The organism is Microbacterium sp. Z6_144, assembly GCF_057197625.1.
Genome location: NZ_JBXVPT010000001.1, coordinates 837,489 through 861,592 on the forward strand (window position 1 = coordinate 837,489; position 24,104 = coordinate 861,592).

Annotated in this window: 22 protein-coding genes and 1 tRNA gene; 20 read left to right on the plus strand and 3 right to left on the minus strand. The window is 69.9% G+C overall.

What is annotated here, in order from left to right; translation table 11 throughout:
* Positions 1-50: 50 nt before the first annotated feature.
* The 6 genes from AC2DGY_RS04070 to AC2DGY_RS04095 all read left to right on the plus strand — a co-directional run bounded on the left by AC2DGY_RS04070 (position 51) and on the right by AC2DGY_RS04095 (position 5,632).
* Positions 51-782 carry an SDR family NAD(P)-dependent oxidoreductase gene (locus AC2DGY_RS04070; RefSeq protein ID WP_484508421.1) on the plus strand — a complete coding sequence of 244 codons (732 nt, stop codon included), beginning with the start codon at positions 51-53 and terminating at the stop codon, positions 780-782.
* 19 nt (positions 783-801) lie between these two features.
* Positions 802-1,617 carry an ABC transporter ATP-binding protein gene (locus AC2DGY_RS04075; RefSeq protein WP_484508422.1) on the plus strand — a complete coding sequence of 272 codons (816 nt, stop codon included), beginning with the start codon at positions 802-804 and terminating at the stop codon, positions 1,615-1,617.
* Positions 1,618-1,720: 103 nt separating this feature from the next.
* Positions 1,721-2,779 carry an ABC transporter substrate-binding protein gene (locus AC2DGY_RS04080; protein WP_484508423.1) on the plus strand — a complete coding sequence of 353 codons (1,059 nt, stop codon included), beginning with the start codon at positions 1,721-1,723 and terminating at the stop codon, positions 2,777-2,779.
* Between the two features lie 13 nt (positions 2,780-2,792).
* Positions 2,793-3,668: an ABC transporter permease gene (locus AC2DGY_RS04085; protein WP_484508424.1), complete on the plus strand. Its 876-nt coding sequence runs from the start codon at positions 2,793-2,795 to the stop codon at positions 3,666-3,668.
* Between the two features lies 1 nt (position 3,669).
* A complete protein-coding gene (locus tag AC2DGY_RS04090) occupies positions 3,670-4,521 on the plus strand; it encodes an ABC transporter permease (RefSeq protein ID WP_484508425.1) in 852 nt (283 codons plus the stop codon).
* Between the two features lie 16 nt (positions 4,522-4,537).
* Complete coding sequence (locus AC2DGY_RS04095; RefSeq protein ID WP_484508426.1) at positions 4,538-5,632, plus strand: zinc-binding dehydrogenase; 1,095 nt, start codon at positions 4,538-4,540, stop codon at positions 5,630-5,632.
* A gap of 151 nt (positions 5,633-5,783) precedes the next feature.
* Here AC2DGY_RS04095 and AC2DGY_RS04100 read toward each other — a convergent pair whose 3' ends face one another.
* Positions 5,784-7,316 carry a PucR family transcriptional regulator gene (locus tag AC2DGY_RS04100; RefSeq protein ID WP_484508427.1) on the minus strand — a complete coding sequence of 511 codons (1,533 nt, stop codon included), beginning with the start codon at positions 7,314-7,316 and terminating at the stop codon, positions 5,784-5,786.
* Positions 7,317-7,420: 104 nt separating this feature from the next.
* On the opposite strand from AC2DGY_RS04100, the gene gabT reads away from it, so the two are divergent.
* The 7 genes from gabT to nusG all read left to right on the plus strand — a co-directional run bounded on the left by gabT (position 7,421) and on the right by nusG (position 13,442).
* Entirely contained in the window at positions 7,421-8,773 is a 1,353-nt protein-coding gene (gabT, locus tag AC2DGY_RS04105) for a 4-aminobutyrate--2-oxoglutarate transaminase (RefSeq protein WP_484508428.1), read from the plus strand.
* 121 nt (positions 8,774-8,894) lie between these two features.
* A complete protein-coding gene (locus tag AC2DGY_RS04110) occupies positions 8,895-10,259 on the plus strand; it encodes an NAD-dependent succinate-semialdehyde dehydrogenase (RefSeq protein ID WP_484508429.1) in 1,365 nt (454 codons plus the stop codon).
* Positions 10,256-11,137 carry a hypothetical protein gene (locus AC2DGY_RS04115; RefSeq protein ID WP_484508430.1) on the plus strand — a complete coding sequence of 294 codons (882 nt, stop codon included), beginning with the start codon at positions 10,256-10,258 and terminating at the stop codon, positions 11,135-11,137. Before AC2DGY_RS04110 ends, AC2DGY_RS04115 begins: the two co-directional genes overlap by 4 nt.
* Positions 11,134-11,601, plus strand: coding sequence for a hypothetical protein (locus tag AC2DGY_RS04120; protein WP_484508431.1), 468 nt, complete (start codon positions 11,134-11,136; stop codon positions 11,599-11,601). Before AC2DGY_RS04115 ends, AC2DGY_RS04120 begins: the two co-directional genes overlap by 4 nt.
* Positions 11,602-11,746: 145 nt before the next feature.
* A tRNA-Trp gene (locus AC2DGY_RS04125) sits at positions 11,747-11,819 on the plus strand.
* Positions 11,820-11,864: 45 nt separating this feature from the next.
* Positions 11,865-12,140: a preprotein translocase subunit SecE gene (gene secE / locus AC2DGY_RS04130; RefSeq protein WP_484508432.1), complete on the plus strand. Its 276-nt coding sequence runs from the start codon at positions 11,865-11,867 to the stop codon at positions 12,138-12,140.
* Between the two features lie 63 nt (positions 12,141-12,203).
* The gene (gene nusG / locus AC2DGY_RS04135; RefSeq protein WP_484508433.1) at positions 12,204-13,442 is read left to right on the plus strand and encodes a transcription termination/antitermination protein NusG; all 1,239 of its coding nucleotides are present in this window, start codon (positions 12,204-12,206) and stop codon (positions 13,440-13,442) included.
* 52 nt (positions 13,443-13,494) lie between these two features.
* Here nusG and AC2DGY_RS04140 read toward each other — a convergent pair whose 3' ends face one another.
* Positions 13,495-13,890, minus strand: a complete 396-nt coding sequence (locus AC2DGY_RS04140; protein WP_484508434.1) for a VOC family protein — start codon at positions 13,888-13,890, stop codon at positions 13,495-13,497.
* Positions 13,891-13,975: 85 nt separating this feature from the next.
* Between AC2DGY_RS04140 and AC2DGY_RS04145 the strand changes: the two genes are divergently transcribed.
* Entirely contained in the window at positions 13,976-14,935 is a 960-nt protein-coding gene (locus AC2DGY_RS04145; RefSeq protein WP_484508435.1) for a helix-turn-helix transcriptional regulator, read from the plus strand.
* A 13-nt stretch (positions 14,936-14,948) separates the two neighbouring features.
* Here AC2DGY_RS04145 and AC2DGY_RS04150 read toward each other — a convergent pair whose 3' ends face one another.
* Entirely contained in the window at positions 14,949-15,962 is a 1,014-nt protein-coding gene (locus tag AC2DGY_RS04150) for a LacI family DNA-binding transcriptional regulator (RefSeq protein ID WP_484508436.1), read from the minus strand.
* A 183-nt stretch (positions 15,963-16,145) separates the two neighbouring features.
* Between AC2DGY_RS04150 and AC2DGY_RS04155 the strand changes: the two genes are divergently transcribed.
* From AC2DGY_RS04155 to rplK, 6 genes are all read left to right on the plus strand, one after another.
* Positions 16,146-17,432, plus strand: coding sequence for an extracellular solute-binding protein (locus AC2DGY_RS04155; protein ID WP_484508437.1), 1,287 nt, complete (start codon positions 16,146-16,148; stop codon positions 17,430-17,432).
* A 16-nt stretch (positions 17,433-17,448) separates the two neighbouring features.
* Complete coding sequence (locus AC2DGY_RS04160; protein ID WP_484508438.1) at positions 17,449-18,321, plus strand: carbohydrate ABC transporter permease; 873 nt, start codon at positions 17,449-17,451, stop codon at positions 18,319-18,321.
* On the plus strand, positions 18,318-19,229 hold the full coding sequence (locus AC2DGY_RS04165; RefSeq protein ID WP_484508439.1) for a carbohydrate ABC transporter permease: 912 nt from the start codon (positions 18,318-18,320) through the stop codon (positions 19,227-19,229). The genes AC2DGY_RS04160 and AC2DGY_RS04165 overlap by 4 nt, the downstream gene beginning before the upstream one ends.
* Positions 19,226-20,506, plus strand: coding sequence for a glycoside hydrolase 5 family protein (locus tag AC2DGY_RS04170; RefSeq protein WP_484508440.1), 1,281 nt, complete (start codon positions 19,226-19,228; stop codon positions 20,504-20,506). The genes AC2DGY_RS04165 and AC2DGY_RS04170 overlap by 4 nt, the downstream gene beginning before the upstream one ends.
* A 26-nt stretch (positions 20,507-20,532) precedes the next feature.
* The gene (locus AC2DGY_RS04175; RefSeq protein ID WP_484508441.1) at positions 20,533-23,538 is read left to right on the plus strand and encodes an alpha-mannosidase; all 3,006 of its coding nucleotides are present in this window, start codon (positions 20,533-20,535) and stop codon (positions 23,536-23,538) included.
* A gap of 128 nt (positions 23,539-23,666) precedes the next feature.
* Entirely contained in the window at positions 23,667-24,098 is a 432-nt protein-coding gene (gene rplK, locus AC2DGY_RS04180) for a 50S ribosomal protein L11 (protein WP_484508442.1), read from the plus strand.
* Positions 24,099-24,104 lie beyond the last annotated feature (6 nt).

The window sequence follows — 24,104 nt, forward strand, 5'->3', positions numbered from 1 at the left end:
TATGGTCCCAGGCATCCGACCAGGGACGCCGGCAACCGAAGCGGAGCGGGATGAGCGGCACGGGCACTCCAGCAGCGATCGTGACCGGAGCCACCGGCGGAGTGGGCGCGGCCACCGTCGCCCTCCTGCGGGCCAAAGGCTACGGTGTGGTCGCCGTCGACGTCGCGGCCCCCGACGCTCCCGCCGCAGAGGGCGTGGTGACGCTGACGGCCGATGTCTCCCTGGAGGAGACCGCGCAGGCTGCGGTGCGCGCGGCTCAGGACGCCTTCAGCCGGCTCGACGTCGTCGTCAACAATGCCGGTGTCTTCCTGCGCAAGCCGCTGGCCGAGACCACCGTTGCCGACGTGCAGCGGCTGCTCACCGTGAACGTGGTCGGCACCTTCGTCTTCACCCAGGCCTGCGTGGAGGCCCTCGCCGAGACCGAGGGATCGATCGTCAACCTCGGTTCGATCTCCGGCCTCGTGGGCGCCGCGGATCAGTCCGCGTACTCCATCACCAAGGGCGCGATCGTGCAGTTCACGCGCCAGAGCGCCATCGAGCTCGCGCCCCGCCGCATCCGCGTGAACGCGGTGGCGCCCGGGGCGATCCGCACGGGCTTCATGGACAAGGCCGTGGCCTCCGGATCGCGGCCAGGGGTCGATTGGGATGCGATCCAGGAGAACAACCCGCTCGGGCGTGTGTCCTCGCCCGAAGAGGTCGCAGACGCCATCGTGTGGCTGGCCGAGTCGCGCGCCGTCACCGGCGCCATCTTGTCCATCGACGGAGGACACACCGCGCGCTGACGCGCGGAGAGAGGCAATCATGACCAACGAGACCACATCCGAGGCCGACGCCCCGCTGCTCGTCGTCGACGACATCGGCCACACCTACGGCGAGGGCGCCAAGGCCCACCACGCCATCCAGGGGCTCTCCTTCGCGGTCCGCTCCGGGGAGTTCGTCTCCATCGTCGGGCCGTCCGGTGCCGGCAAGACGACGCTCCTGCGCATCCTCGCCGGGCTCCTGCACCCCACCCACGGGACCGTGCGCATGAACGGACGCATCGTCGATGACGTGCCGCCGGGCATGGCGATGGTGTTCCAGGACTACAGCCGGTCGCTTCCGCCGTGGCTGACCGTGGCCAAGAACGTCAACTTCCCGCTCCGCGGCGACAAGCACACCCCCGCCGAACGGCGGGAGCTCGTGCAGGAGAGCATCGAGGCCGTGGGCCTGGCCGGTCACGAGAACAAGTACCCCTGGCAGCTGTCGGGCGGGATGCAGCAGCGTGTCGCCATCGCGCGAGCACTTGCCTACGAGCCGAGCCTGCTGCTCATGGACGAGCCCTTCGCCTCCGTCGATGCCCAGACCCGCGCAGGGCTGGAGGATCTCGTCCTGCAGATCCAGGCGAAGACCGGCGTCACGATCCTCTTCGTCACCCACGACGTGGATGAGAGCGTCTACCTCGCCGACCGCGTGCTCGTCCTCTCCAAGCCGCCGTCGCGGATCGTCGAGGACATCGTCGTGCCGCTGCCGAGCCCGCGCGACCAGATCACGACCAAGGAGCTGCCGGAATTCGTGCACCTGCGCGGTCAGGTGGCCCGCCTCATCCACGGCTCAGACAACCTGGCCCGATCCGCGTAGTTCAACGCATGTCTCGGGCACAGTCCCCTGGCTAGCGTCGTCATCACCCGACCTTCACCTGACCTTCACCCGAAAGAACCTTCCTCAAAGGAGAGGCATCACCGTGTCAACACTCACCACACCGCGCGCACTGCGCCGGAAGATCCTGGGAATCGGCGCGCTCGCCGCCAGCCTCGCGCTCGTCCTCAGCGGCTGCGCCGACGGCGGAGATGCCGGCTCCGGGGGCTCCACCGGCGCCAGCGAGGAGGAGCAGAGCGAGATCGAGCAGCTCGCCGCCGAAGCCGACCCGAACGAGCCGGAGTCCGACACGATCGTCGGGCGCCTGTGGCAGGGGCCGATCTCGGCGCAGTTCATCCTCGGCGGCGATGTCGCCCAGGAGAAGTACGGACTGAGCTTCGAGCACGACTGGATGACCGACGCCAACGTCGGTCGCGCGCAGCTGGCCGCCGGCGAGATCAACATCGCGCCCGGTTCCCCCTACGGCGCCGTGAACCTGACGCTGAGCGGCTCCGAGGCGCTGATCGTCGGTGGCAACTACATGAGCCAGCCGGGCGAGCAGCTCGTCGTCGCCCTCCCCGACTCCGGGATCGAGTCGGCCGCCGACCTCGAGGGCAAGACCGTCGCTTTCACCGCCGTGAGCGGCGTGCACCCCAACCGCCTCCGCCTGGAGATCAAGAAGGCCGGGGGTGACCCGAACAACGTCACCATCGTCGCGGTGCCCTACGCCGAGATGGCCGCCCAGCTGGAGGCCGGGGTGATCGACGCCGCCGCTGTCGCGGCATTCGCGATCGCCAACGTGCGGGCCATCGGCGCGGTGGATGTGTTCGACCTCGGCGCCGGCGACTACTCCGGACGCCCGGAGAACGTGTGGATCACGACGCGCGAGTACTACATGGAGCACCCGAACACGATCGCGGCGTTCCAGTGCGCGACGGCCGAGGGTGGCGCGCTCGCCAACGACCGCGAGGTCATGGAGCAGTTCATGACGGACGTCCTCGGGTGGAAGGAAGGCCTCATCGCGGTGTCGCAGTCGCCCAACTCCGTCGACGGCCCGCTGCCCGACGACAAGCTCCAGGTGGACTGGGACGAGGAAGTGGAACTGTACGGCTCCGAGGAGTTCGACGTCTCGACGATCGTCATCCCCTTCCCCGAGAATTGCTGAGCGAAGGACCGGGATGTCTCTGATCACGGATCAGCGCCGCGGCGGTGCGCCCTCGACTTCGGTCGCCGGCGCATCGCCGCGGCGTGCGGGAAAGCGTCGCCGCGCCCCGCACCGCTGGAAGATGTGGGAGCGCGTCGGCCTCGGCTTCGCCGGCGTCCTCGTGCTGGGGCTCGTCCTCGAGATCGCGAGCCGCTACGGGTTCGCCGATCCGACCTACCTCCCGCCGCTGACGGACATCCTCGGTCGATTCGGCCGGTTCTTCACCGAGGCGAGCTTCTACACCCAGGTCGGATCCACCCTGGCCGGCTATCTCGTGGGGCTCGGGATCGCGATCGTCCTCGGCATCGCGCTGGGGGTGCTGTTCGGCCTCTGGGAGATCACCTACCGTTCCTCGCGGACGGTCATCGAGCTGCTCCGGCCGATTCCGCCGGTCGCCCTCATCCCGGTCTTCATCCTGCTGTTCCAGACCGGGCCGGTCATGAAGACGATCATCGTCGTCTTCGCGTGCGTCTGGCCCATCATGTTCAACGCCCTCTACGGCGTCCGCAACGTCGATCCGATGATGAAGGACATGGCGCGCACCTTCGGCCGCACGCGGGGAGACATCATCCGCACGATCGTGCTGCCCGCCGCCATGCCGCAGATCTGGGCCGGCATCCGGGTGTCGTCCACGATCGCACTCATCGTTGTCATCACTACCGAGCTCATCGTCGGCGGTACCAGCGGGGTCGGCGGCATCCTCGCCACCGCCCGGGCGCAGGGCAACGACGTGCTCACGTTCTACGCCGCCATCATCGTGGCGGGAATTCTCGGTCTGCTCGTGAACATCCTGCTCGGCACGATCGAGCGCCGCTTCTTCGCCTGGTCGACGACGTCGAAGGAGGGCTGACATGACCGCCATCGTTCCCACCGAGACCCAGGCCATCCGTACGGCGCGGAGCTCCCCGCGCCGCGGCCCCGTGTGGTGGATCAAGTGGTTCGCCATGACCTTCGGTCTGCTCATCATCCTGATCGCGGCGTGGCAGGTCGCATCCCTCATCAGCCCCACCCCCGAGGTGCCGGCACCGTCGCGGATCGGGGCGTACTTCTGGAACCAGTTCTTCGGCAGCGGCGGCCGTGGGCTGTCGGCGCGCGACGCGTGGTTCGGCCACGCGTTCCCGACCATGGGACGCGTGCTCGCAGGCTTCCTGCTCGGCTCTGCCGTGGGCATCCTCCTCGGCATCCTGACGGGACTGTCCCGCCTCTTCCGCTACTCGACCAGCTGGGTCGTGGACTTCCTGCGGGCCGTTCCCGTGGTGGCCGTGCTCCCACTGTTCATCGTGCTGCTCGGCGGCGGCGACGGCATGCGCATCGCCTTCATCACCTACGGCGTCTCGCTGTACGTGCTGATCAACGCGGCCAACGGTGTCGCCTCCGTCGATCCGACGCTGGTGATGATGGGGCGGGTGTTCCGCCTCACGCGGTGGCAGATCATCCTGCGGATCGTCCTCCCCGCCGCCCAGCCGCAGATCTGGGCGGGTCTTCGCATCGCCACGATCGGCTCGCTGATCCTCGGCATCGTGTCGGAGTTCTTCAACGCCACCAACGGCATCGGCTACCAGATCCAGTTCACCATCGGTCCGTTCAACATGCCCGGCATGTGGTCGTGGATCCTGCTGCTCGCGCTGTTCGGCCTCGCGCTGAACCTCACGATCGAAGGCATCGAACGACGCGCGCTGCGCTGGCATCGCCAGTCCCACTGAGAGGCATCCTCCCGTCATGTCGAACACCGCCGCGCTGGTCACCGGATTCAGCGAGCCCATGGAGTACGTCGACCTGACGCTGCGCGACCCCGGACCCAACGAGGTGCTCGTGCACCTCGATTACGCGGCCGTGTGCATCACCGATGCCTACGCCTGGCGCGGCGGGTCGACGCGGTCGGTTCCGCCGTTCGTGACGGGGCATGCCGCGACCGGCATCGTCGTGGAAGCCGGCGCCGGCGTGACCAAGGTGTCGGTCGGTGACCGGGTGTCGGTCACCGGCACGACCGAGTGCGGCGTCTGCCACTACTGCCTGCGCGGGGTGCCGGGTGCGTGCGCGGAGGTGTTCGAGCAGGGCGTCCGCATGATCGGGCACACGGCCGAGGGTGTTGACGTGCGCGTGGAGGGCGGCATCGGCGCCTACCTGCAGTTCAACATCTACCGGGAGGGCACGGTCGTGCGCCTGTCGGATGACGTCGATCCGGTGCAGGCCGCTCTCTTCGGCTGCGGCATCTCCAGCGGCCTCGGTGCCGTGCTCAGCGTCGCGGAGGTGCAGGTCGGAGCATCCGTCGCCATCTCCGGGGCCGGACACCTGGGCTTGTGGATGCTGCAGGGCGCGAAGATCGCGGGGGCCGACCAGATCATCGTGGTCGAGCCCATCGCCGAGCGCCGCGCCCTGGCCCAGCAGCTGGGTGCGACGGCGGTCATCGACCCCGCCGAGGGCGACCCGGTGGAGCAGGTCAAGGCGCTCACGCCGCGCGGCCGCGGGGTGGACTACTCCTTCGAGGCGGCCGGCAACGGCGGCGCGATCGAGCAGGCCTTCGCCATGACCGCCAACGGCGGCACGATGGTGCCCACCGGCATGCGCTCGCGCACCGAGACGCTCACCCTCAACGTGCTGGACTTCGCCATCCGCGCCAAGCAGGTGAAGTCGTCCCAGACCGGCGGTGCCTGGATCCACCGGGACATCCCGCGGTGGGGGCGCCTGCTCAACGACGGCCGGATCGACGCGACCCCCATCATCTCCGGCGTGTACCCGCTCACGCAGCTGGACGAGGTCTTCGCCAAGGCCCTGAACCGCGAGGTCATCACCGCGGTCATGGACCTGCGCTGACCCCGCCCTCCCCTCTGCCGTCCCTTCCGCCGTCGCCTTCGCCGTTCAAAACTCAGGAGATCGGGCCTCTCCGGCGGCCGTCCGGGGCCTTCCGCCGGCGTGTCTCCTGAGTTTTGAACACGACGACGGCGGTCGCCGCGGCCCGGAGGGGTCAGAGGCCGGAGACCTGAAGGGCCGCCCACAGCTCGGCGCGCGCCGGGAACGACGACAGGTCGGTGCCGAGCACCGACTCGGCCTGCGCGATGCGCGTGCGCACGGTGTGACGGTGCAGCCCCAGAGCGGCGGCGGTCGCGTCGATGCGCGCATCGTTTTCCAGCCACGCGCGCACCGTCGCGATCAGTTCGGAGCCGCGCGCGGTGTCGTGGTCGATCAGAGGCGACAGGGATGCGGTGGCCAGCACCCGCGCGAGGTCGCTGTCGAGCGCGCCCAGGACGCCGGATGCCGCCGTCTCACCGAACCGCGCGACCGCTGTGCGCTGCCGGCGAAGCGCCGCGAGCGCCTCGCCGTGGGCGCGCGAGAACTCCGACCACGCGGCGGGGGCCGACACGCCGACCCGCACCGGGAAGCGCTCGGCGAGCACATCGGGCAGCCCCGAGTCCGGGGCGACGGCCACGACGAGCCCGTCGGGGCCGCGGCCGAAGACGATCGCCTCGATCGGGGGGACGGCCAGCCATTCCGCGGCATTGTCCAGTTGCGCCGAGGGTCCCGCCACCACGCACACCGTCGCCGACCCCGCCGGCAGGGCGCCGCCGAGCTCCCGCACGAAACGGCGCGCGAGAGCGACCTCGCCGGCAAGCAGCGCCTGAACGACCCCGGCGCGGAGCATCCCCTGCGCGCGCTCCACGCCCTCGTTCTGCTCGAGGGCGAGTCCGGCCATCGCGATCACCGAGGTGACCACCCCGCGGCTCTCCGAGTCCAGGCCGCCTGAGGCGATCGCCAGCACGCCGCGGAGGTGCCCGCCGCGGCCGAGCGTCTGGAGGGAGAAGGGCACCTCCCCGATGCGCAGCGCCGAGCCGGCGCGCGCACCGCGGCGGAGGACCGTGCCGACCTCGGTGCCGAGCTCCGCCCGGACCGCCGCATCCAGCGCTCCCACCGGGTGCTCGCGGCGGAGCTCGCCGACGGCGTCGAACAACCCCACCCACGCGTCCAGCTGCCGCGCCAGCTCGGCGAGCGTGGCATTCAGCCCGTCGGGGCGGAGCGCTGCGAGTGAGACGGCGCGCTGCGCCCCCAGCGCCCATGTGCGCCGCGCGTAGGACTCGGCCGCGATCGCCTCCCCGTTCGCGCGGGCCACCGCGATGAACGGCGTCCGGTACGGCACCTCGAACAGCGGCATCCCGGCCGCACGGCAGGCCGCTTCCAGCAGCGGGGGGATGCCGTCGCGCACCACGTCCGTTCCGAACCCGAGCGCCACCACGCCGCGCTCGTGCAGGCGACCGACGTACGCGTGGAAGGCCTCCTCATCCTCGGATGCGGCGGAGAACTGGGTGCCCGTGGTCAGGAGCGCGAGGCCCTCGGAGAGGAACGGGGTGGGGTCGGCCAGGTCGCTGCTGTGCACCCAGCGGACGGGCCGGTCCAGTGCCGCCGCATCCAGGGCCTCTTCGGGGGTGGCCAGGCGCAGGCCGAGGTCGGCGCGCGACAGGAGCGCGCGCACGGTGGAGGCGGAGGATGCGGACGGATCGACCACGGCGGATCCTTTCTCGGCCCGGTGTCCGTGACGTACAGGGGCTGACCCCGAATGTACATCGCGGCGAGTGCGGGGGAGTCGGCGCCCTCCCTAGCATCGCGCCCATGAGCACTTCCGCCGTCCTCCCCTCCGTCGGCGGGCCGTCGCTGCCGCAGGAGCGCCGTCTCGTCACCGATCTCCCCGGCCCTCGGTCGCGCGAGCTGCTCGAGCGCAAGTCCGCCGCGGTGGCGTCGGGAGTCGCCCACACGGTGCCGATCTCCGCCGTCGCCGCCGGCGGCGGTGTGGTCGTGGATGCCGACGGCAACTCCCTCATCGACCTGGGGTCCGGCATCGCCGTGACGACGGTCGGCAATGCGCACCCCGCGGTGGTCGCCGCCGTCCAGGAGCAGGTGGCGCGCTTCACCCACACGTGCTTCATGATCTCGCCCTACGAGTCGTACGTGGCCGTGGCCGAAGCGCTGAACCGGCTCACCCCGGGCACGCACGCGAAGAAGAGCGCCCTGTTCAACAGCGGAGCCGAAGCGGTGGAGAACGCCGTGAAGATCGCGCGGAAGGCCACGGGCCGGCAGGCCGTCGTCGCCTTCGATCACGCGTACCACGGGCGCACGAACCTCACGATGGCGCTGACGGCCAAGAGCATGCCCTACAAGAGCGGCTTCGGGCCGTTCGCCTCCGAGATCTACCGTGCGCCGGCGTCGTACCCGTATCGCGACGGCCTGTCCGGGCCGGATGCGGCGGCCAGGGCCATCGCCCTGATGGAGAAGCAGATCGGCGCCGACAACCTCGCGGCCGTCCTCATCGAGCCCATCCAGGGCGAGGGCGGTTTCATCGTGCCGGCAGAGGGGTTCCTGCCGGCCCTGGCCGACTGGTGCCGCGCGAACGGGGTCGTCTTCATCGCCGATGAGGTGCAGACGGGGTTCGCCCGCACGGGGGCGATGTTCGCCAGCGAACTGTTCGACGTCGTGCCCGACCTGGTCACCACCGCGAAAGGGATCGCGGGGGGTCTGCCGCTGGCCGCCGTCACGGGGCGCGCGGAGATGATGGACGCGGCCCATGCCGGCGGACTCGGCGGCACGTACGGCGGCAACCCCATCGCGTGCGCTGCTGCGCTCGCCGCCCTCGAGGTGTATGAGAGCGAGAACCTCGCCGGACGGGCGCGGGAGCTTGGCGAGATCCTCCAGCAGCGTCTGCGGGCGATGCAGGACGATGACCCGCGCATCGGGGACGTGCGCGGCCGGGGGGCGATGGTCGCCGCGGAGTTCGTCGACCCGGCCACCGGCGCCCCCGATGCCGCCCTCACCTCGGCCGTCGCCAGGGCGTGCCTCGCGGAGGGCGTGATCGTGCTGACGTGCGGTACCTACGGCAACGTCATCCGTTTCCTCCCCCCGCTGTCGATCGGAGACGATCTGCTGGGGGAGGGAATGGACGTGGTGGCCGGAGCCCTCCGGCGCGCGTAGCCCCGGACGCCCAGAGGATCGCCCACGGGCGGCGGCGCCGCCATCGGCTGCGGCCGCGCCGGGAGGATAGCCACCGGCCGGCCTCGCCCACGGCAGACTGGGGGCAAGGGAAAGGATCGTCATGAGCGGATACGCCGTCATCAACCCCGCCACGGGGGAGAAGCACGCCGAATACGACACGCTGACGGACGCGGGGCTGGAAGGTGCGATCTCCGCCGCCCACGGCGCCTTCCGCGGCTGGTCGCGCACCCCCGTCGCCGACCGCGCCGCGCTCCTCCGCCGCGCGGCCGGCCTGCATCGCGAGCGCCGGGACCTCCTCGCCCGGATCATCGTGCGCGAGATCGGCAAACCCCTCGAAGCCGCGCTCGGCGAGGTCGACTTCGCCGCCGACATCACCGAGTACTACGCCGACCACATCGAGACGTTCACCGGCGATCAGCCGCTGGAGATCCTCGGCGAAGGCACGGCCGTCATCCGTCGCTCACCGCTGGGCGTGCTCCTGGGCATCATGCCGTGGAACTTCCCCTACTACCAGGTGGCGCGGTTCGCCGCTCCCAACCTCGCGGTGGGCAACACGATCCTGCTCAAGCACGCGCCCCAGTGCCCGGAGTCGGCCGAGGCCCTTCAGCTGATCTACCGCGACGCCGGCTTCCCGGAGGGCGCCTATGTCAACGTGCGGATCACCGACGACCAGGCCGCCTCGGTCATCGCCGACCCGCGCGTGCAGGGTGTCTCGGTGACCGGCTCCGAGCGGGCCGGAGCCGCCGTCGCCGAGGTCGCCGGGCGCCACCTCAAGAAAGTGGCGCTGGAACTCGGCGGGTCCGACCCCTTCCTGCTGCTGTCCACCGACGACCTGGACGCCACCGTGCAGGCCGCCGTCGACGCGCGCCTGGACAACACCGGGCAGTCGTGCAACGCGGCCAAGCGGTTCATCGTGACCGACGAGCTCTACGAGCCGTTCCTGGAGAAGTTCACCGCGGCGATGACGGCGGCCAAGGTCGGTGACCCGCTCGCCGGTGACACCGTGCTCGGTCCGCTGTCCTCCCTCGCCGCCGCCGAACGCCTGGAGCACCAGGTCGAGCGGGCCGTGGCGCAGGGCGCGCGGCTCGTGGCCGGCGGCACCCGTGAGGGCGCGTACTTCACGCCCACGGTGCTCACCGGCGTCACGAACGACATGGATGCGTACCGGGAGGAGTTCTTCGGGCCCGTCGGCGTCGTGTACCGCGCATCGGGCGAGGACGAGGCCGTCGCGATCGCGAACGACACCGGCTTCGGCCTGGGCTCCTACGTGTTCACGACCGATTCCGACCAGGCCGAGCGCGTGGCCGACCACATCGAGGCGGGCATGGTGTACGTCAACGTCGTGCTGGCGGACTCACCCGAACTCCCCTTCGGTGGGGTCAAGCGCAGCGGTACGGGGCGGGAACTCGGGCTTCTCGGGGCCGACGAGTTCGTCAACAAGAAGCTCATCCGCGTCGCGGGATGAGTCCGCCACCTGTCGTCCTCGACGCGCTCGTCGAGGGGCTGCGCCGTCGTCGCCGTCGCCGGATCATCGGCTGGACGGTGGCCGCCGCATCCGTCCTTCTCCTCGCTGCGGGCGCGGGGATCGGATGGGCGGTGGTCGATGCGCAGCAACGCGCTCTGGCGGCCCGCGCGGTCACCACCGCGCAGCAGTCCGTCATCACCGCGACTTTCCAGGCCGGCGCCGAAATGGCCGGGCGTATCGACGCGCAGCGTGTCGCCTATCGGGACGCGGAGGCGCTGTGGAACGGAGCCGTCGCGTCGACGGAGGCGTTCAAGGCCGAGGATGCGGTGCCCACCGCCTCGGCCCCCAACCCCGGCGGGGAGAGCATGCCCGGCGGCGACGGCGAGGCCCGGGCGCTCCTGGACCGCGTCGGCGGCACGGCGGTGCAGATCGTGTACGACGGCGGCCCGCAGAACTGCGGGTACGCGGCGGCGGACGAGACGTACCGGATCGCCCTCGGCGGATGCTACGACAGCAGGTTCCGCAATCGTGTCTTCCTCGCGTGGGATGTGGGGGCCACGCGCGCCAATATCTGGCCCATCTTCGTCCACGAGGCGATGCACTGGTACCAGTGGGACCGCTATTCCACGCAGTTCGCCGCCGCCGAGCAGACCGGCGTGACCCAGGACGCCTACCGCGAGCAGATCGAGGCGGATGCCAGCTGCCGCGCCGTCATCCAGCACGGCGTGCCGGCGACGGCATATGAAATGTCCTCGGCCCCGTGCGACCTCGCGGACTGGCACGACGGCTGGCTCGTCGATCAGCTCGCCGGCCTCGGCGTCCCGGTGGCCGCTCCCGTGGCGGAGACGTACGAGGTGCAGGAGGTGGTTCGCCCATGACGCGCGCACGCAGTACGCGTCTCGCCGGGGCGGTGATCGGGCTCGTCCTGACGGCCGCCGCGGTCACCGGGTGCTCCTTCGGGCCCGACCCGGATGTGGTCCACGCCGACGCGCGAGCGGTGTTCGACGACCTTCTCACGACGATGGCCGACACCGACCCCGCCATTTTCCGCGCCGTCGAGGAGCTTCCCGAATCCGAGCAGGAATGCGACGGCGACGGCCGCGGCACCCAGCGCGCGCTCGTGGCGACCGGCACCCTGTCGATCACGGCCGCCGAGGATGCCGCCGACGCGACCATCGAGGCGATGGCGGACCTCCTGGACCCCGAGGCGTGGGACCGCATCCGGCGCGCGTCGTCGGCAGCCGGCCAGCAGGCCTGGGCCTCGCGGGACGGCATCGTGGTGACCGTGACGTTCGATGACCCGGTGCTGGTGGCGGCCGTCTTCACCCCGTGCACAGCGTGAGCGCGTTCGCGAGGGCGGAGGGGATGACGTAGACTTCCTCTGCAGTCGAAGTCTGCATTCTTTCGCCGTGCCCGCCGGTCGGGCCGACCCCTTTCGGACAGGTCACGGTGGCGGAGTGCGGGCATCCCGAGGCCCCAGGGCCTTTAGGGCGGTAGCTCAATTGGCAGAGCAGCGGTCTCCAAAACCGCAGGTTGCAGGTTCGATTCCTGTCCGCCCTGCGCGCCGGCGCATGCTGGCACACGGAAGCAACTCAGGTAGGTGCGATGGTCCAGGATGAGCCGCAGGGCGAGGTGGTCGCCGGGCGCGACGTGCCGCGTGCGAAGAGGCCCAACTTCTTCAGTCGCATCGCCGTGTTCGTACGCCAGGTCTTCGCCGAGCTTCGCAAGGTCGTCACCCCGACCCGCTCGGAACTGCTGAAGTTCACGGCGGTCGTGCTCGGCTTCGTCGTGGTCATGATGGCGCTGGTGTACGGACTGGACGTGCTGTTCGTCTGGATCACCACGGCCGTCTTCGGCGTGCCGGGCGGCTCCACCCCCTGAGCGGCGCCGTGAGCGCTTGCGGAGCGTCTTCGACATCCGCACCACCAACGGAAGAGATCACAATTGTCTGAAAGATATTCCGACGACGCCGACTGGGCGACGGCAGCGGAGCAGTCCAGCGAAGACGACGAAGCCCAGTCGGGCAACGTCCTCGCATCCGAGGACCGCGCGAACAGCGCGGCCGAGCACCTCGCGATCCATGTCGTGGACGACGATGACGTAGACGCGGACGTGGACACGTTCAGCGACGATGACATCGAGATCGAAGACCCCGAGGCCGATGCGATCGTGGACGACGCCCTCACCATCGACGAGGCCGCCGAAGTCGAGGCTGCGGCGGAAGTGCTGACCGAGTCCCTTGAGGACGAGGCAGCCGAGCGAGTTGCCGAGGAGGCTGACGACGTGACCCCTTACGACGGACCGGATGTCAACGGCGAGCCCGACGAGCCGGTGCTCGATCGCGAGTTCCTCGACGAGATCCAGGAGGCCGAAGGCGTCGTGGACGAGGTCGAGGCATCCGTCGACCCGGCCAACGCGGCGGAGGAGCCGGAGGGCTTCGACCCCACGGTCAACCCCGACGACACGGTGGCCGACTCCGACACGGCGGTCGACTCCGACACGGTGGCCAACCCCGACGACACGGCTGCCGACTCCGACGAGTCGCCAGAGTCCGACGAGGACGAGGACCCGTACGAGGCCTTCCGGACCGAGCTGCGGATGCTGCCGGGCAAGTGGTTCGTCATCCACTCCTACGCCGGCTTCGAGCGCAAGGTGAAGGCCAACATCGAGCAGCGCAAGTCCACGCTCGAGGTCGAGGACGACATCTACCAGGTCGAGGTCCCGATGGAGGACGTCGTCGAGATCAAGAACGGCCAGCGCAAGATGGTCACGCGCGTCCGGATCCCCGGGTACGTGCTCGTCCGCATGGAGCTCAACGAAGACACCTGGTCGGTCGTGCGTCACACGCCGGGCGTCACCGGGTTCGTCGGCAATGCCCACAACCCCACGCCCCTGCGCTTCGAGGAGGCCTTCAACATGCTGAAGAGCCTCGTCGAGGTGAAGGAAGTGGCGCCCACCAAGACCGGTGCCGCCAAGGGCGGCCAGGCCGTGGCGCGCAGCATCCCCGCCGAGGTCGACTTCGAGATCGGCGAGACCATCACGATCAAGGAGGGCTCGTTCGCGGGTCTTCCGGGCTCGATCAGCGAGATCAAGCCGGAGAGCGGCAAGCTCACCGTCCTCGTCTCGCTCTTCGAGCGCGAGACGCCGGTCGAGCTCAGCTTCGACCAGGTCACCAAGCTCTGACATCCTGCGCGCACACGCCCCGCTCGGCTCCGGCCGGGCGGGGCGTTTCGCGTCACGCGTGGCGCGCGGCCCAGTGCGGGCTCTGGATGAGGCCCAGCAGGTTTCCGAACGGGTCGGTGACCGAGGCCGACCACCATCCCTCCCCGCGCGGGGTGATCGGGTCGAATTCGGTCGCTCCGAGGCTGGCGAGGCGATCGAAGGCGGCGCGGATGTCGTCGACGTGGATGCTGACGAGCGCCCCGCCCGGCGCATCCAGCGGGGCGCGATAGGCGCCGGACATCAGCGCCAGTTCGTCTTCGTCATCCCCGAAACGCCACTCGGCGTACTGGACGGTGCCCGTCTCGGGCCGCTCGAAGTAGGGCGGGGCGCCGAGCACCTCGCTGTACCAGGCGACGGCACCGGGCATGTCGTCTGCGACGAGGTTGACGTTGGCCAGTCCACGGAACATGTCCTTCTCCTTCTTTCGAGCGTTTCTCCCAGTCTTCCGCTCAAAGAGATCACCTCATGATCACTTTTCCTGGCAGGGTGGCGATATGCGCGCCGACCGGTTGATCCAGGCACTGCTCGTGCTGCAGGCGCGCGAGAGCGTCACGGCCGCCGAACTCGCCGCGGAACTGGAGGTGTCGGTGCCGACGGCACGGCGCGACCTCCAGGCACTCCTCGTGGCGGGGGTGCCCATCTACCCGCGGCCGGGACGGGGCGGAGGCTGGCAGCTCATCGGCGGCGCGCGCACCGACCTGACCGGGCTCACCGCTCCCGAGGCCTTCGCGCTGGTGCTCCAGCTGGCGCGCACCGGGTCGGAGACCGAGGCCGCCGTCCGCGCCGAGCGGAAGATGCTGCAGGCTCTGCCCCGTCCGTTCCGCGACGCCGCCGAACGTGTCGTGGCCTCGACGTTTCACGGAGCGCCGTGGGGGAGCGCGCCCGCCCCGGAGCCGCCCGCCTCCGCGCGCACGCTCCAGGAGGCCATCGCCGCCCAGCGGGCCGTGGGGGTGGCCTATCGGGACGGCGACCGAGTCGAGCTGGTTCCGCTGGTCGTCGGCCGCCGCGGGGATGTGTGGTACCTGCTGGCGGCTCCCGTGGAAGCGGGATCCGATGTCGCCGATACGGCGCGGGTGCGCACCTACCGCGTCGACCGCATCCGTGAGGTCGTCCTCGCGCACTCGTCCGGGCGCGTTCCCGAGGACTTCTCACCCGAAGCCGCGTGGCAGGCGATGGGCGAGGCGGTCGAGGCGCACCGTGGCGCCGTGTCAGCCGTCGTGGAGGTACGGGCCGAGGTGATCGAGGCCTTCGGAAGATACTTCGGCCGCCACACCCGCCTCCCGCCGACCTCCGCGAACGGTCGTCCGCGGGTGGAGGTGCGCGCTCAGGACGTCGGCGCCCTCGCCGAGCAACTCGCGGGATGGAGCGCCGACGTGGAGGTCATCCAGCCGGAGGCGGTCCGTCGCGCCCTCGCCGAGATCGGCATGCGCCTCGTGGCCACCTACGGAGAGTGAGCCCGGCCGGGCGTCAGGCGCGCGGCGGGGCGGTGGAGTCGCGGACCGAGAGCGTCAATGCCGGTCCTTCGACGGAGGAGAGAGGGGAGGGGGAGTCCACCTGCGCGAGGAGAAGGCGCGCCGCCCGCTCGCCGAGCTCCACGGTGTCACGGGTGAGGGTGGTCAGCGACGGGCGCACCACTCTGGCAAGGATCGAGTCGTCGAACGAGGCGATGGACAGGTCGCCGGGAACAGCGACGCCCATCTCCTGAGCAACACCGAGGCCCGCCACGGCCAGGATGTCGTTGTCGTACACGATCGCGCTGGGCCGCACCGTGCGGGACAGGAGCATGCGGGTGATCGAGGTGCTCGCGTCCGCGCTGTAATCCGTTGTGAGCGTTTCAGCTTCCTCGAGCCCGCTGGCTTCCGCGAAGGATGCCAGGGCTTGCGCGCGCAGGATGGTGTGTTCGAGCTCAGCCGGGCCGGTCACGTGCACGAGGCGGCGATGCCCCAGCGCGTGGAGGTAGCGGAAGAGTGTGAGCGCGGCGGCGGAGTCGTCGATCCACACCGCCGGGGGGTCGCCAGCGAGAGCGGGGTGCGAGCCGATCACCACCGCCGGCAGCGAGAGGGATCGGATCACTTCGACGCGCGGGTCGTCGGCGCGGGGGTCGATCACGACGACGCCGTCGACGCGCCGTCCACTCCACCAGTCCTGGTAGGTCGCCACTTCCTCGTCGAGGTCACGTGCGACCAGCAGCGTCAGGCCGGTGCGCCTCTCCGACAGCGCCAGTTGCATGCCCGAGATGAGGTCTCCGAAGAAGGTGTCGGTGCCGATGGTGCGGGCGGGCCTGTTCACGACGAAACCCACCGCGCCCACACGCGCCCCGCCCAGCGCGCGCGCTGCCGAATGCGGGTGCCAGTTCAATTCGCGAGCGATAGCGAGGATGCGCTCGCGGGTCTGGTCGGAGACGCCCGGGCGGCCGTTGAGGGCGAAAGACACGGCCCCGATCGAGACCCCGGCTCGCCGGGCGATGTCACTGATGGTCACGCGACGAGGCGCGCCAGTCATGCGTGCGCTCGAGGACAGAGGAAACGAGTCATCCATTGACTATAGCGTTTTAGTTCTTCAAGATGATGCGAACCAGGCTGAGGCGTCCTCCCTACGCGGGCGTGCACTGAACCGCTTAATCCGGCACCGCCGAGCCGACCTGACACGCGAAGGAGCACCGCAATGACGCACCGCACCACCTCGTCACCCCGGATCATGTCCCTCTCAGCCGGCATCGTGGTGGCCGCTCTCACGCTGGGCGGCTGCGCGGCCGGGGGTGGGGGCGCGGGAGCCGACGACGGCGATGTGTCCGGAAGCATCACCCTGCAGACCTGGTCGCTCACCCCGACCTTCACTGACTACCTGGACGGCGTGATCGCGGCGTTCGAGGAGGAGTACCCCGACGCCTCGGTGGAGCTGGTGGATCAACCGGGGGAGGGCTACGCCGAGAAGGTCCTGAGCCAGGCGTCGACCGAGTCGCTCCCCGACGTGATCAACCTTCCCCCGGAGATGGCCTATCCGCTCGCGCAGCGCGGCATCCTGGCCGATGTCTCCGAGAGCGACGACACGGTCGAGGCCGACTTCGTTCCCGGCGCACTGGATGCCTACCGGCTCGACGGCGAGGGCGTCTTCGCCTATCCGTGGTACCTCAACACCGACATCAACTACTGGAACGCGTCCCAGCTGGATGACTGCGGACTCGACTCGGCCAATCCGCCGGCGACTGTCGACGACCTCTTCGCGCAGGCCGCCGTCATGGCCGAGAACTGCACCGACACGTACCTCATGAGCCGCAAGCCCACTCTCGACGACTTCGCTCGGTCGGGGGTGGAGGTGATGTCGGAGGACGGGTCGCAGTTCGTCTTCGCCGACAACGACGAGGCGGTTGCACTCATCGACCGGTACGCCGACGCCTACCAGCAGGGCCTCATGCCCTCCTCGGTGCTCAACAGCGACTACCTCGGCAACTCGACATTGTTCACGCAGGGCCGCGTCGCGTGGACGACGGGAGGCGCAACAGCGCTCGACAACTTCGAAACCGACAATCCCACCCTCGTGGGCAACATCGTCGTCAACCCGGCGTTGGACACCCCGCCGCTGTACGTCCAGGGACTCGCCGTCTCGGCCCAGAGCGAGAATCCGACCACGGCGCTGGCCTTCGCCAAGTTCCTCGCCAACGCGGAGAACCAGGAGGAGTTCGCGCACCTGGCGAACATCTTCCCCTCGACGGTGTCGTCGCAGAGCGACCCGTACTTCTCCGAAGACGACGGCACTCTCGCGGCCCAGGCTCGGATCCTCGCCAACGAGGCTCTCAACGTGGCGGAGAACCTCACCCCCGTGCAGGTCAACGACGCGATGAAGACGATCCTCGACCAGCAGATCGCCCTCGCGATGCAGGGGTCCGTCGCCAGCCGGGACGCACTCGCGGAGGCCCAATCCCGGATGAACGACCTCCTCGCCGACGGCTGAGCGACGGGGAAGGCACGTGAGGACCAATCGATCGTTCACGCCCTGGCTGCTGCTGGCGCCGGCACTCATCTGGCTCGCCGGCTTCAGCGCGTGGCCGGCGGTGAACACCCTGTGGCTGTCCTTCACCAACGCCAGCCCGTTGGGCGGGGAGACCGACTTCGTCGGCGTGGAGAATTTCACCCGGATGCAGGGTGACCCGGCCGTGGCCGACGCGCTGATCAACAGCGTGATCTACATGGTCGTGTGCCTGCCCGTGCTCACGGTGCTTCCCCTGCTCCTGGCCGTCCTGGTCGAGAAGAAGCTTCCCGGCATCGGTTTCTTCCGGACGGCGTTCTACACCCCCGTCATCGCCTCCGCCGTGGTCGTCGGGCTGATCTGGACGTGGCTGCTCGATGACCGCGGTCTCATCAACGCCATGGTCCGGGCACTGGGGGCGGCGCCCATCCCGTTCCTCACCGACCGGTGGTTGCTCCTGTTCAGCGCCATCAGCCTCACCATCTGGAAAGGGCTGGGCTATTACATGATCATCTACCTCGCCGCGCTGGGGAATGTCAGCCGCGACCTGCACGAGGCGGCGGCGCTGGACGGCGCCGGTGCCGTTCGGCGGTTCTTCAGCGTCACCGTCCCGGGGGTGCGGGGGACGATGATCCTCGTGGCGATGCTGACCGCGGTGTCGGCGCTGCGGGTGTTCTCGGAGGTGTTCATCCTCACCAACGGCACCGGAGGACCGGGCGGTCAGGTCCAGTCCATCGTGATGCTCATCCAGCAGTACGCCCGCGGCTTCACCGGCAACCTCGGCTACGCCTCCGCGCTGAGCGTCCTGCTGTTCGTCGTCACGCTGGTTCCCCTGATCGTGGTGGCACGACTGAACGCGAGGGCGCAGCGATGACCACGACGACGACCCCGCCCCTCCCTCTCATCGGCCTCGGCGGCGATGCACCGCCACCGCGTCGCCGTCCGCGATCGTTCACGTCGATCGGACTGGGGGAGCGAATCCTCCGGTACCTCCTCCTGGGGTTCGTGCTCCTCATCACCCTCGGCCCCTTCCTGTGGCAGTTCTCGACGTCCCTGAAGGGTCCGGGCGAAGACATCTACACGCGAACGCCGAGCTTCCTGCCGACGCAGCCGACCCTCGGGAACTACGGTGCCGTCGCGGACGCCATCCCGGTGTGGCAGTACATCGGCAACTCGCTCACCGTGGCCGCGCTGACCGTCGGCGGCAACATCGTCTTCGCCACCCTCGCCGGATACGCGCTCGCGCGGCTGCGCTTCCGCGGCCGCCCCGTGGTGCTCGCCGCCTTCATCGGGGCACTCGTGCTGCCCGGTGAGGTGACGATCATCGCGCAGTTCGTCACGGTGAAGGAACTGGGCCTCGCCGACACGCTCCTCGGCGTCGCGCTTCCCAGCATGGCGGCGGTCCTGAACGTCCTGCTGATGTACAACGCGTTCCGCAACATCCCCGACGAGGTCGATCAGGCCGCGATCGTCGACGGCGCCAATGCGTGGCAGCGCCTCCGGCACATCGGGCTCCCCGCGGTGTACGGCACGCTCGCTGTCGTGGCGATCTTCTCGTTCATCGCCGCATGGGACGACTTCCTCTGGCCGCTGATCGTGCTCACCTCGCCCGATCAGTACACGCTCACCGTGGGGCTGCAGTACCTGCAGGGCACATTCAGCACGAACCAGCGCCTGATCGCGGCGGGGACGATGATCGCCTTCATCCCCATCGCCGTGATCTTCGCCGTGCTGCAGCGCTACTTCTTCCGCGGGGTCGAGGAAGGCGGGGTGAAGGGATGACGCGCTTCGGTGTCAACTACACGCCCTCCCGAGGGTGGTTCCACTCGTGGCTCGATTTCCGCACCGACGACGCCCACCGCGACCTGGAGGCCGTAGCCTCCCTGGGCGTCGATCACATCCGGATCTTTCCGCTGTGGCCGCTCGTGCAGCCCAACCGCGGGCTCATCCGCGAAAGGGCGCTGGCGGACGTGGTGGCGCTCGTGGACGTCGCGGCCGAGCATGGGCTCGACGTCAACGTCGATCTGCTGCAGGGGCACCTCTCGAGCTTCGATTTCGTGCCGTCGTGGCTGGAGAGCTGGCACCGGCGCAACATGTTCACCGACGCCGAGGTCGTCGCCTCCACCGCCGGCTACGTGCGGGCCGCGGCAGCGGCACTGGCCGACCGGTCGAACCTGCTCGGGGTGACGCTCGGCAACGAGATCAACCAGTTCGCCGCGCCGCCGCATCCCACCCCGCACGCGGTGGATGCCGAGGGCGCCCGCGCGTGGCTGGTGACCATGGTCGCGGCGGCCCGCGAGGGGCTCGCCGGCGCGGGGAGCGCCGCGCTGGTCACCGCCGCTCTCTTTGACGCCACCTGGTACGACGAGGCGCAACCCTTCCTGCCCACCCACGCCGCCGAGGTCGGGGATGCGACGATCACCCACTCGTGGGTGTTCAACGGGTCCGCGCAGCTGGCCGGGGGGCTGGGGGCCGGGTCGGTGCGTCACGCGGAGTACCTGCTGCACCTGGCCGCCGCGTTCAATCCCGAGCCGGGTCGCCCGAACTGGCTCCAGGAGGTGGGCGCTCCGACCAATGTCCTCGAGGTGGCGGACACCCCCGCGTTCCTCGACGCGACCGTCCGTCATGCGGTGACCACGCCGTCGCTGTCGGCGGTGACCTGGTGGTGCTCGCACGACGTGTCGCGAACGCTCCTGGACTTCCCCGAACTGGAATACGACCTCGGGTTGTTCACCGCGGATGGAGAGCTCAAGCCCACCGGTCGGCGTTTCGCACAGGTCGTCCGGGAACTGCGGGACGCGCCTGCGCCCGCGCCGTCGAGCTCCGCGCTGATTCTGGATGACGCGGGGCCGTTCCGCTCGGCCTGCGCTCCGGGTGGTGCCTTCGCAGCGGAGTGGTTGCGACTGACCGAAGCGGAGGGCGACGCGCCGCAGATCATCCTGGCGTCCCGCGTGGGCGAGACGGAGCAGAATGATCGGGGGATCACCACCGTGCGGACGCCGCCTGCCCGCGTCGCCGGGTCGCGACTGCCGGTGAACCGCCCCGCGACCACTCCCTGACACCCGCCACGAAGGACACTGCTGTCATGCACGACGACATCCCCCTGACCGTCGGCCGCGCGACCCGCGCGCTGGCCGAGCGCATCCTGCCGGCGGTGTACTCGCATGCGACCCCGCTGACGGTGGAAGCCGCCGCCCTCCCCGGGGAGCCGGTGACGGCGGCCGAGGGATTCGCCCTGGAGTACACGCCGTACGAGGTCGGTACGCCGTGGGGCCCGGCGTGGGGCACCACGTGGTTCCGACTCACCGGCACCGTGCCGGCGGAGTGGCGCGGGCGGCGCGTGGAGGTGCACGTCGATCTGGGCTTCGACCCGACCATGACGGGGTTCCAGTGCGAGGGGCTCGTCTACCGGGCCGACGGCACGCCGGTGAAGTCGCTCAACCCCCGCAACCAGTGGGCACCGGTCGCCGAGGCCGCCCAGGGCGGGGAGAGCGTGGAGCTGTACCTGGAGGCGGCAGCGAACCCCGTGCTGCTGGACCACCATCCCTTCCTCCCCACTCAGCAGGGCGACATCCTCACCTCATCGTCACGGCCGCTGTACACGACGCGGCGCATGGACCTCGTCGTCTTCGAGCGGGACGTGCACGAACTCGCGCTCGACGTCGAGGTGCTCGTGGAGCTGCAGGCCGAGCTCGGTCAGGGCCCACGCCGCATGCGCATCCTGCAGGCCCTGGATGACGCGCTGGACGTCCTCGACCTTCAGGACATCCCCGGAACCGCCGCTGCGGCGCGCGGCGCGCTGGCCGGAGTGCTGGCCGCACCCGCCGAGCACTCCGCGCACCGCGTGCGCGCCATCGGTCATGCGCACATCGACTCCGCGTGGCTGTGGCCGGTGCGCGAGACGATCCGCAAGGTCGCCCGCACCGCATCGTCGATGACCGAACTGATCGACGAGACGGATGACTTCCTCTTCGGGATGTCCAGCGCCCAGCAGTACGCGTGGCTCAAGGAGCATCGTCCGGAAATCTACGACCGCGTGAAGCGCGCCGTGGCCGACGGGCGGTTCCTCCCGCTGGGCGGGATGTGGGTCGAATCCGACACCGTGATGCCGCACGGCGAAGCACTCGTGCGCCAGTTCCTCTACGGACAGCGGTTCTTCGAGCAGGAGTTCGGCATCCGCTCCGCCGGGGTGTGGCTCCCCGACAGCTTCGGATACTCGCCGGCGCTCCCGCAGCTGCTTCGCCGCGCCGGATTCGAGTGGTTCTTCACGCAGAAGATCTCCTGGAACCAGGTGAACAAGTTCCCCCACCACACGTTCCTGTGGGAGGGCATCGACGGGTCACGCGTCTTCTCGCACTTCCCGCCGATGGACACGTACAACTCGCGCCTCTCGGCCGCCGAACTCTCCCTCGCCTCGCGTCAGTTCCGAGAGAATCGCGTCGCGACCGAGTCCATCGCGCCCGTGGGCTGGGGCGACGGCGGCGGCGGCACGACGCGGGAGATGGTGGGCCGCGCGCAGCGGTTCGCCGACCTCGAGGGCGCCCCGCGGGTGTCGTGGCAGCATCCCGACGCGTTCTTCGCGCAGGCGCGCGCCGAAGTGGCCGAGCCGCCGGTGTGGGTGGGGGAGCTCTACCTCGAGCTTCACCGTGGCACCCTCACGTCGCAGCACCGCACCAAGCAGGGCAACCGCCGCTCGGAGCACCTGCTGCTCGAGGCGGAACTGTGGTGGGCCACCGCTGCCGTGCGCACCGGGGCGGACTACCCCTACGAGGAGATCGACGGGCTGTGGCAGACCGTGCTGCTGCACCAGTTCCACGACATCCTCCCGGGCACCTCGATCGGGTGGGTCCACCGGGAGGCGGTGGCCGAGTACGCGCGAGTACGCGCGGGTGCGGAAGACCTCATCCGCCGCGCGCTGGATGTGCTCACCGGACCCGGGTCGACGACGATGACGGTGAACGCCGCGCCCGTGACGCGCCTGGGCGTCGGCCCGCTCGCGGTGTCGGTGGCGGCGCAGCCCGATGGGCCGGTGGACCTCACGGAGCGGGATGGCGCGATCATCCTGGACAACGGCGTGATCCGCGTCCGGGTCGAGCCGACCGGACTCATCTCCTCCGCGGTCGACCTCGCCACCGGCCGGGAGGCGATCGCCCCCGGCGGCGTCGGCAACCTGCTGCAGCTGCATCAGGATTTCCCCAATATGTGGGACGCGTGGGACGTCGACCGCTTCTACCGCAACGCGGTCACCGATCTGACGGAGGTGGAGGCGATCACCGCGGACCGCGGCGAAGACGGGGCTGCCCGTGTGACGGTGCGCCGGTCGTTCTCGTCCTCCGCCGTCACCCAGGTGCTGTCCCTGGCCCCGGGCTCTCGGACCCTCGTCATCGACCAGATCACCGACTGGCACGAGACCGAGAAGTTCCTCAAGGTCGCCTTCGCCCTCGACGTGCGCGCCGAGCACACCGCCGCCGAGACGCAGTTCGGTGCGCACCGGCGGGTGACCCACACCAACACGTCGTGGGAGGCCGCCAAGTTCGAGACCTCGATGCACCGGTTCGTGCTCGTGGAGGAACCGGGATTCGGCGTCGCGCTCGTCAACGACTCCGTGTACGGATACGACACCGCCCGGTCCTCCGGCGCGGAGGGGGTCACCACGACGGTGCGGCTGTCGCTTCTGCGCGCACCGCGATTCCCCGACCCGCAGACCGACCAGGGGGAGCAGACCCACCGGTTCGGCCTGGTGGTCGGCGCAGATCTGGAGAGCGCAACGGCGGAGGGCATCTCGATGAACGTGCCGGTGCGCACCGTGCACGGCGCGGACGAGGTCCTGCCGCTGGTCGTCGCAGGTCCCGGGGTCGTGGTTTCCTCCGTCAAGCTCGCCGCCGACCGCTCGGGCGATCTGGTGGTGCGCCTGTACGAGCCGGTCGGCCGGCGCGTGCACACCAGCGTGCGCTTCGCTCTGCCGGTGCGGCGCGTGCGCGAGGCGACGCTCCTGGAGGATGACCTCGAGGATGTGACCGTCGAGGACGGCGCCGTCCCGCTCGCGCTGGGCGGGTGGGAGGTGCGCACGCTGCGGGTGACGCCGGCCTGAGTGCCGCCGCGCACCGCACGCGGCTATACTTGGGTGGTTGTCCGTATCGGATGACGACCCCCACCACTGCCAGGATTCGCCTGGTTCGTGGCAGCGCGCCCCCGGGGCGCACGACAGTGAGGAAACGAATGGCACCCAAGAAGAGGGTGACCGGCCTGATCAAGCTCCAGATCAACGCCGGCGCCGCCAACCCCGCACCGCCGATCGGGCCCGCGCTCGGTCAGCACGGTGTGAACATCATGGAGTTCTGCAAGGCGTACAACGCCGCGACCGAGTCGCAGCGCGGCAACGTCATCCCCGTGGAGATCACCGTCTACGAGGACCGCAGCTTCACCTTCATCCTGAAGACCCCGCCCGCCGCCGAGCTCATCAAGAAGGCCGCCGGTGTTGCGAAGGGGTCGCAGACCCCGCACACCACCAAGGTCGGCAAGCTCACCAAGGAGCAGGTGCGCCAGATCGCCGAGACCAAGCAGCCGGATCTCAACGCGAACGACATCGAGGCCGCAGCGAAGATCATCGCCGGCACCGCCCGTTCCATGGGCATCACGGTCGAGAGCTGAGGGGCA

Coding starts and splice junctions, on each gene's coding strand:
- AC2DGY_RS04070 (WP_484508421.1), top strand. CDS start 51: ATGAGCGGCACGGGCACTCCAGCAGCGATCGTGACCGGAGCCACCGGC.
- AC2DGY_RS04075 (WP_484508422.1), top strand. CDS start 802: ATGACCAACGAGACCACATCCGAGGCCGACGCCCCGCTGCTCGTCGTC.
- AC2DGY_RS04085 (WP_484508424.1), top strand. CDS start 2,793: ATGTCTCTGATCACGGATCAGCGCCGCGGCGGTGCGCCCTCGACTTCG.
- AC2DGY_RS04090 (WP_484508425.1), top strand. CDS start 3,670: ATGACCGCCATCGTTCCCACCGAGACCCAGGCCATCCGTACGGCGCGG.
- AC2DGY_RS04095 (WP_484508426.1), top strand. CDS start 4,538: ATGTCGAACACCGCCGCGCTGGTCACCGGATTCAGCGAGCCCATGGAG.
- gabT (WP_484508428.1), top strand. CDS start 7,421: ATGAGCACTTCCGCCGTCCTCCCCTCCGTCGGCGGGCCGTCGCTGCCG.
- AC2DGY_RS04110 (WP_484508429.1), top strand. CDS start 8,895: ATGAGCGGATACGCCGTCATCAACCCCGCCACGGGGGAGAAGCACGCC.
- AC2DGY_RS04115 (WP_484508430.1), top strand. CDS start 10,256: ATGAGTCCGCCACCTGTCGTCCTCGACGCGCTCGTCGAGGGGCTGCGC.
- AC2DGY_RS04120 (WP_484508431.1), top strand. CDS start 11,134: ATGACGCGCGCACGCAGTACGCGTCTCGCCGGGGCGGTGATCGGGCTC.
- secE (WP_484508432.1), top strand. CDS start 11,865: ATGGTCCAGGATGAGCCGCAGGGCGAGGTGGTCGCCGGGCGCGACGTG.
- AC2DGY_RS04140 (WP_484508434.1), bottom strand. CDS start 13,890: ATGTTCCGTGGACTGGCCAACGTCAACCTCGTCGCAGACGACATGCCC.
- AC2DGY_RS04145 (WP_484508435.1), top strand. CDS start 13,976: ATGCGCGCCGACCGGTTGATCCAGGCACTGCTCGTGCTGCAGGCGCGC.
- AC2DGY_RS04155 (WP_484508437.1), top strand. CDS start 16,146: ATGACGCACCGCACCACCTCGTCACCCCGGATCATGTCCCTCTCAGCC.
- AC2DGY_RS04165 (WP_484508439.1), top strand. CDS start 18,318: ATGACCACGACGACGACCCCGCCCCTCCCTCTCATCGGCCTCGGCGGC.
- AC2DGY_RS04170 (WP_484508440.1), top strand. CDS start 19,226: ATGACGCGCTTCGGTGTCAACTACACGCCCTCCCGAGGGTGGTTCCAC.
- AC2DGY_RS04175 (WP_484508441.1), top strand. CDS start 20,533: ATGCACGACGACATCCCCCTGACCGTCGGCCGCGCGACCCGCGCGCTG.
- rplK (WP_484508442.1), top strand. CDS start 23,667: ATGGCACCCAAGAAGAGGGTGACCGGCCTGATCAAGCTCCAGATCAAC.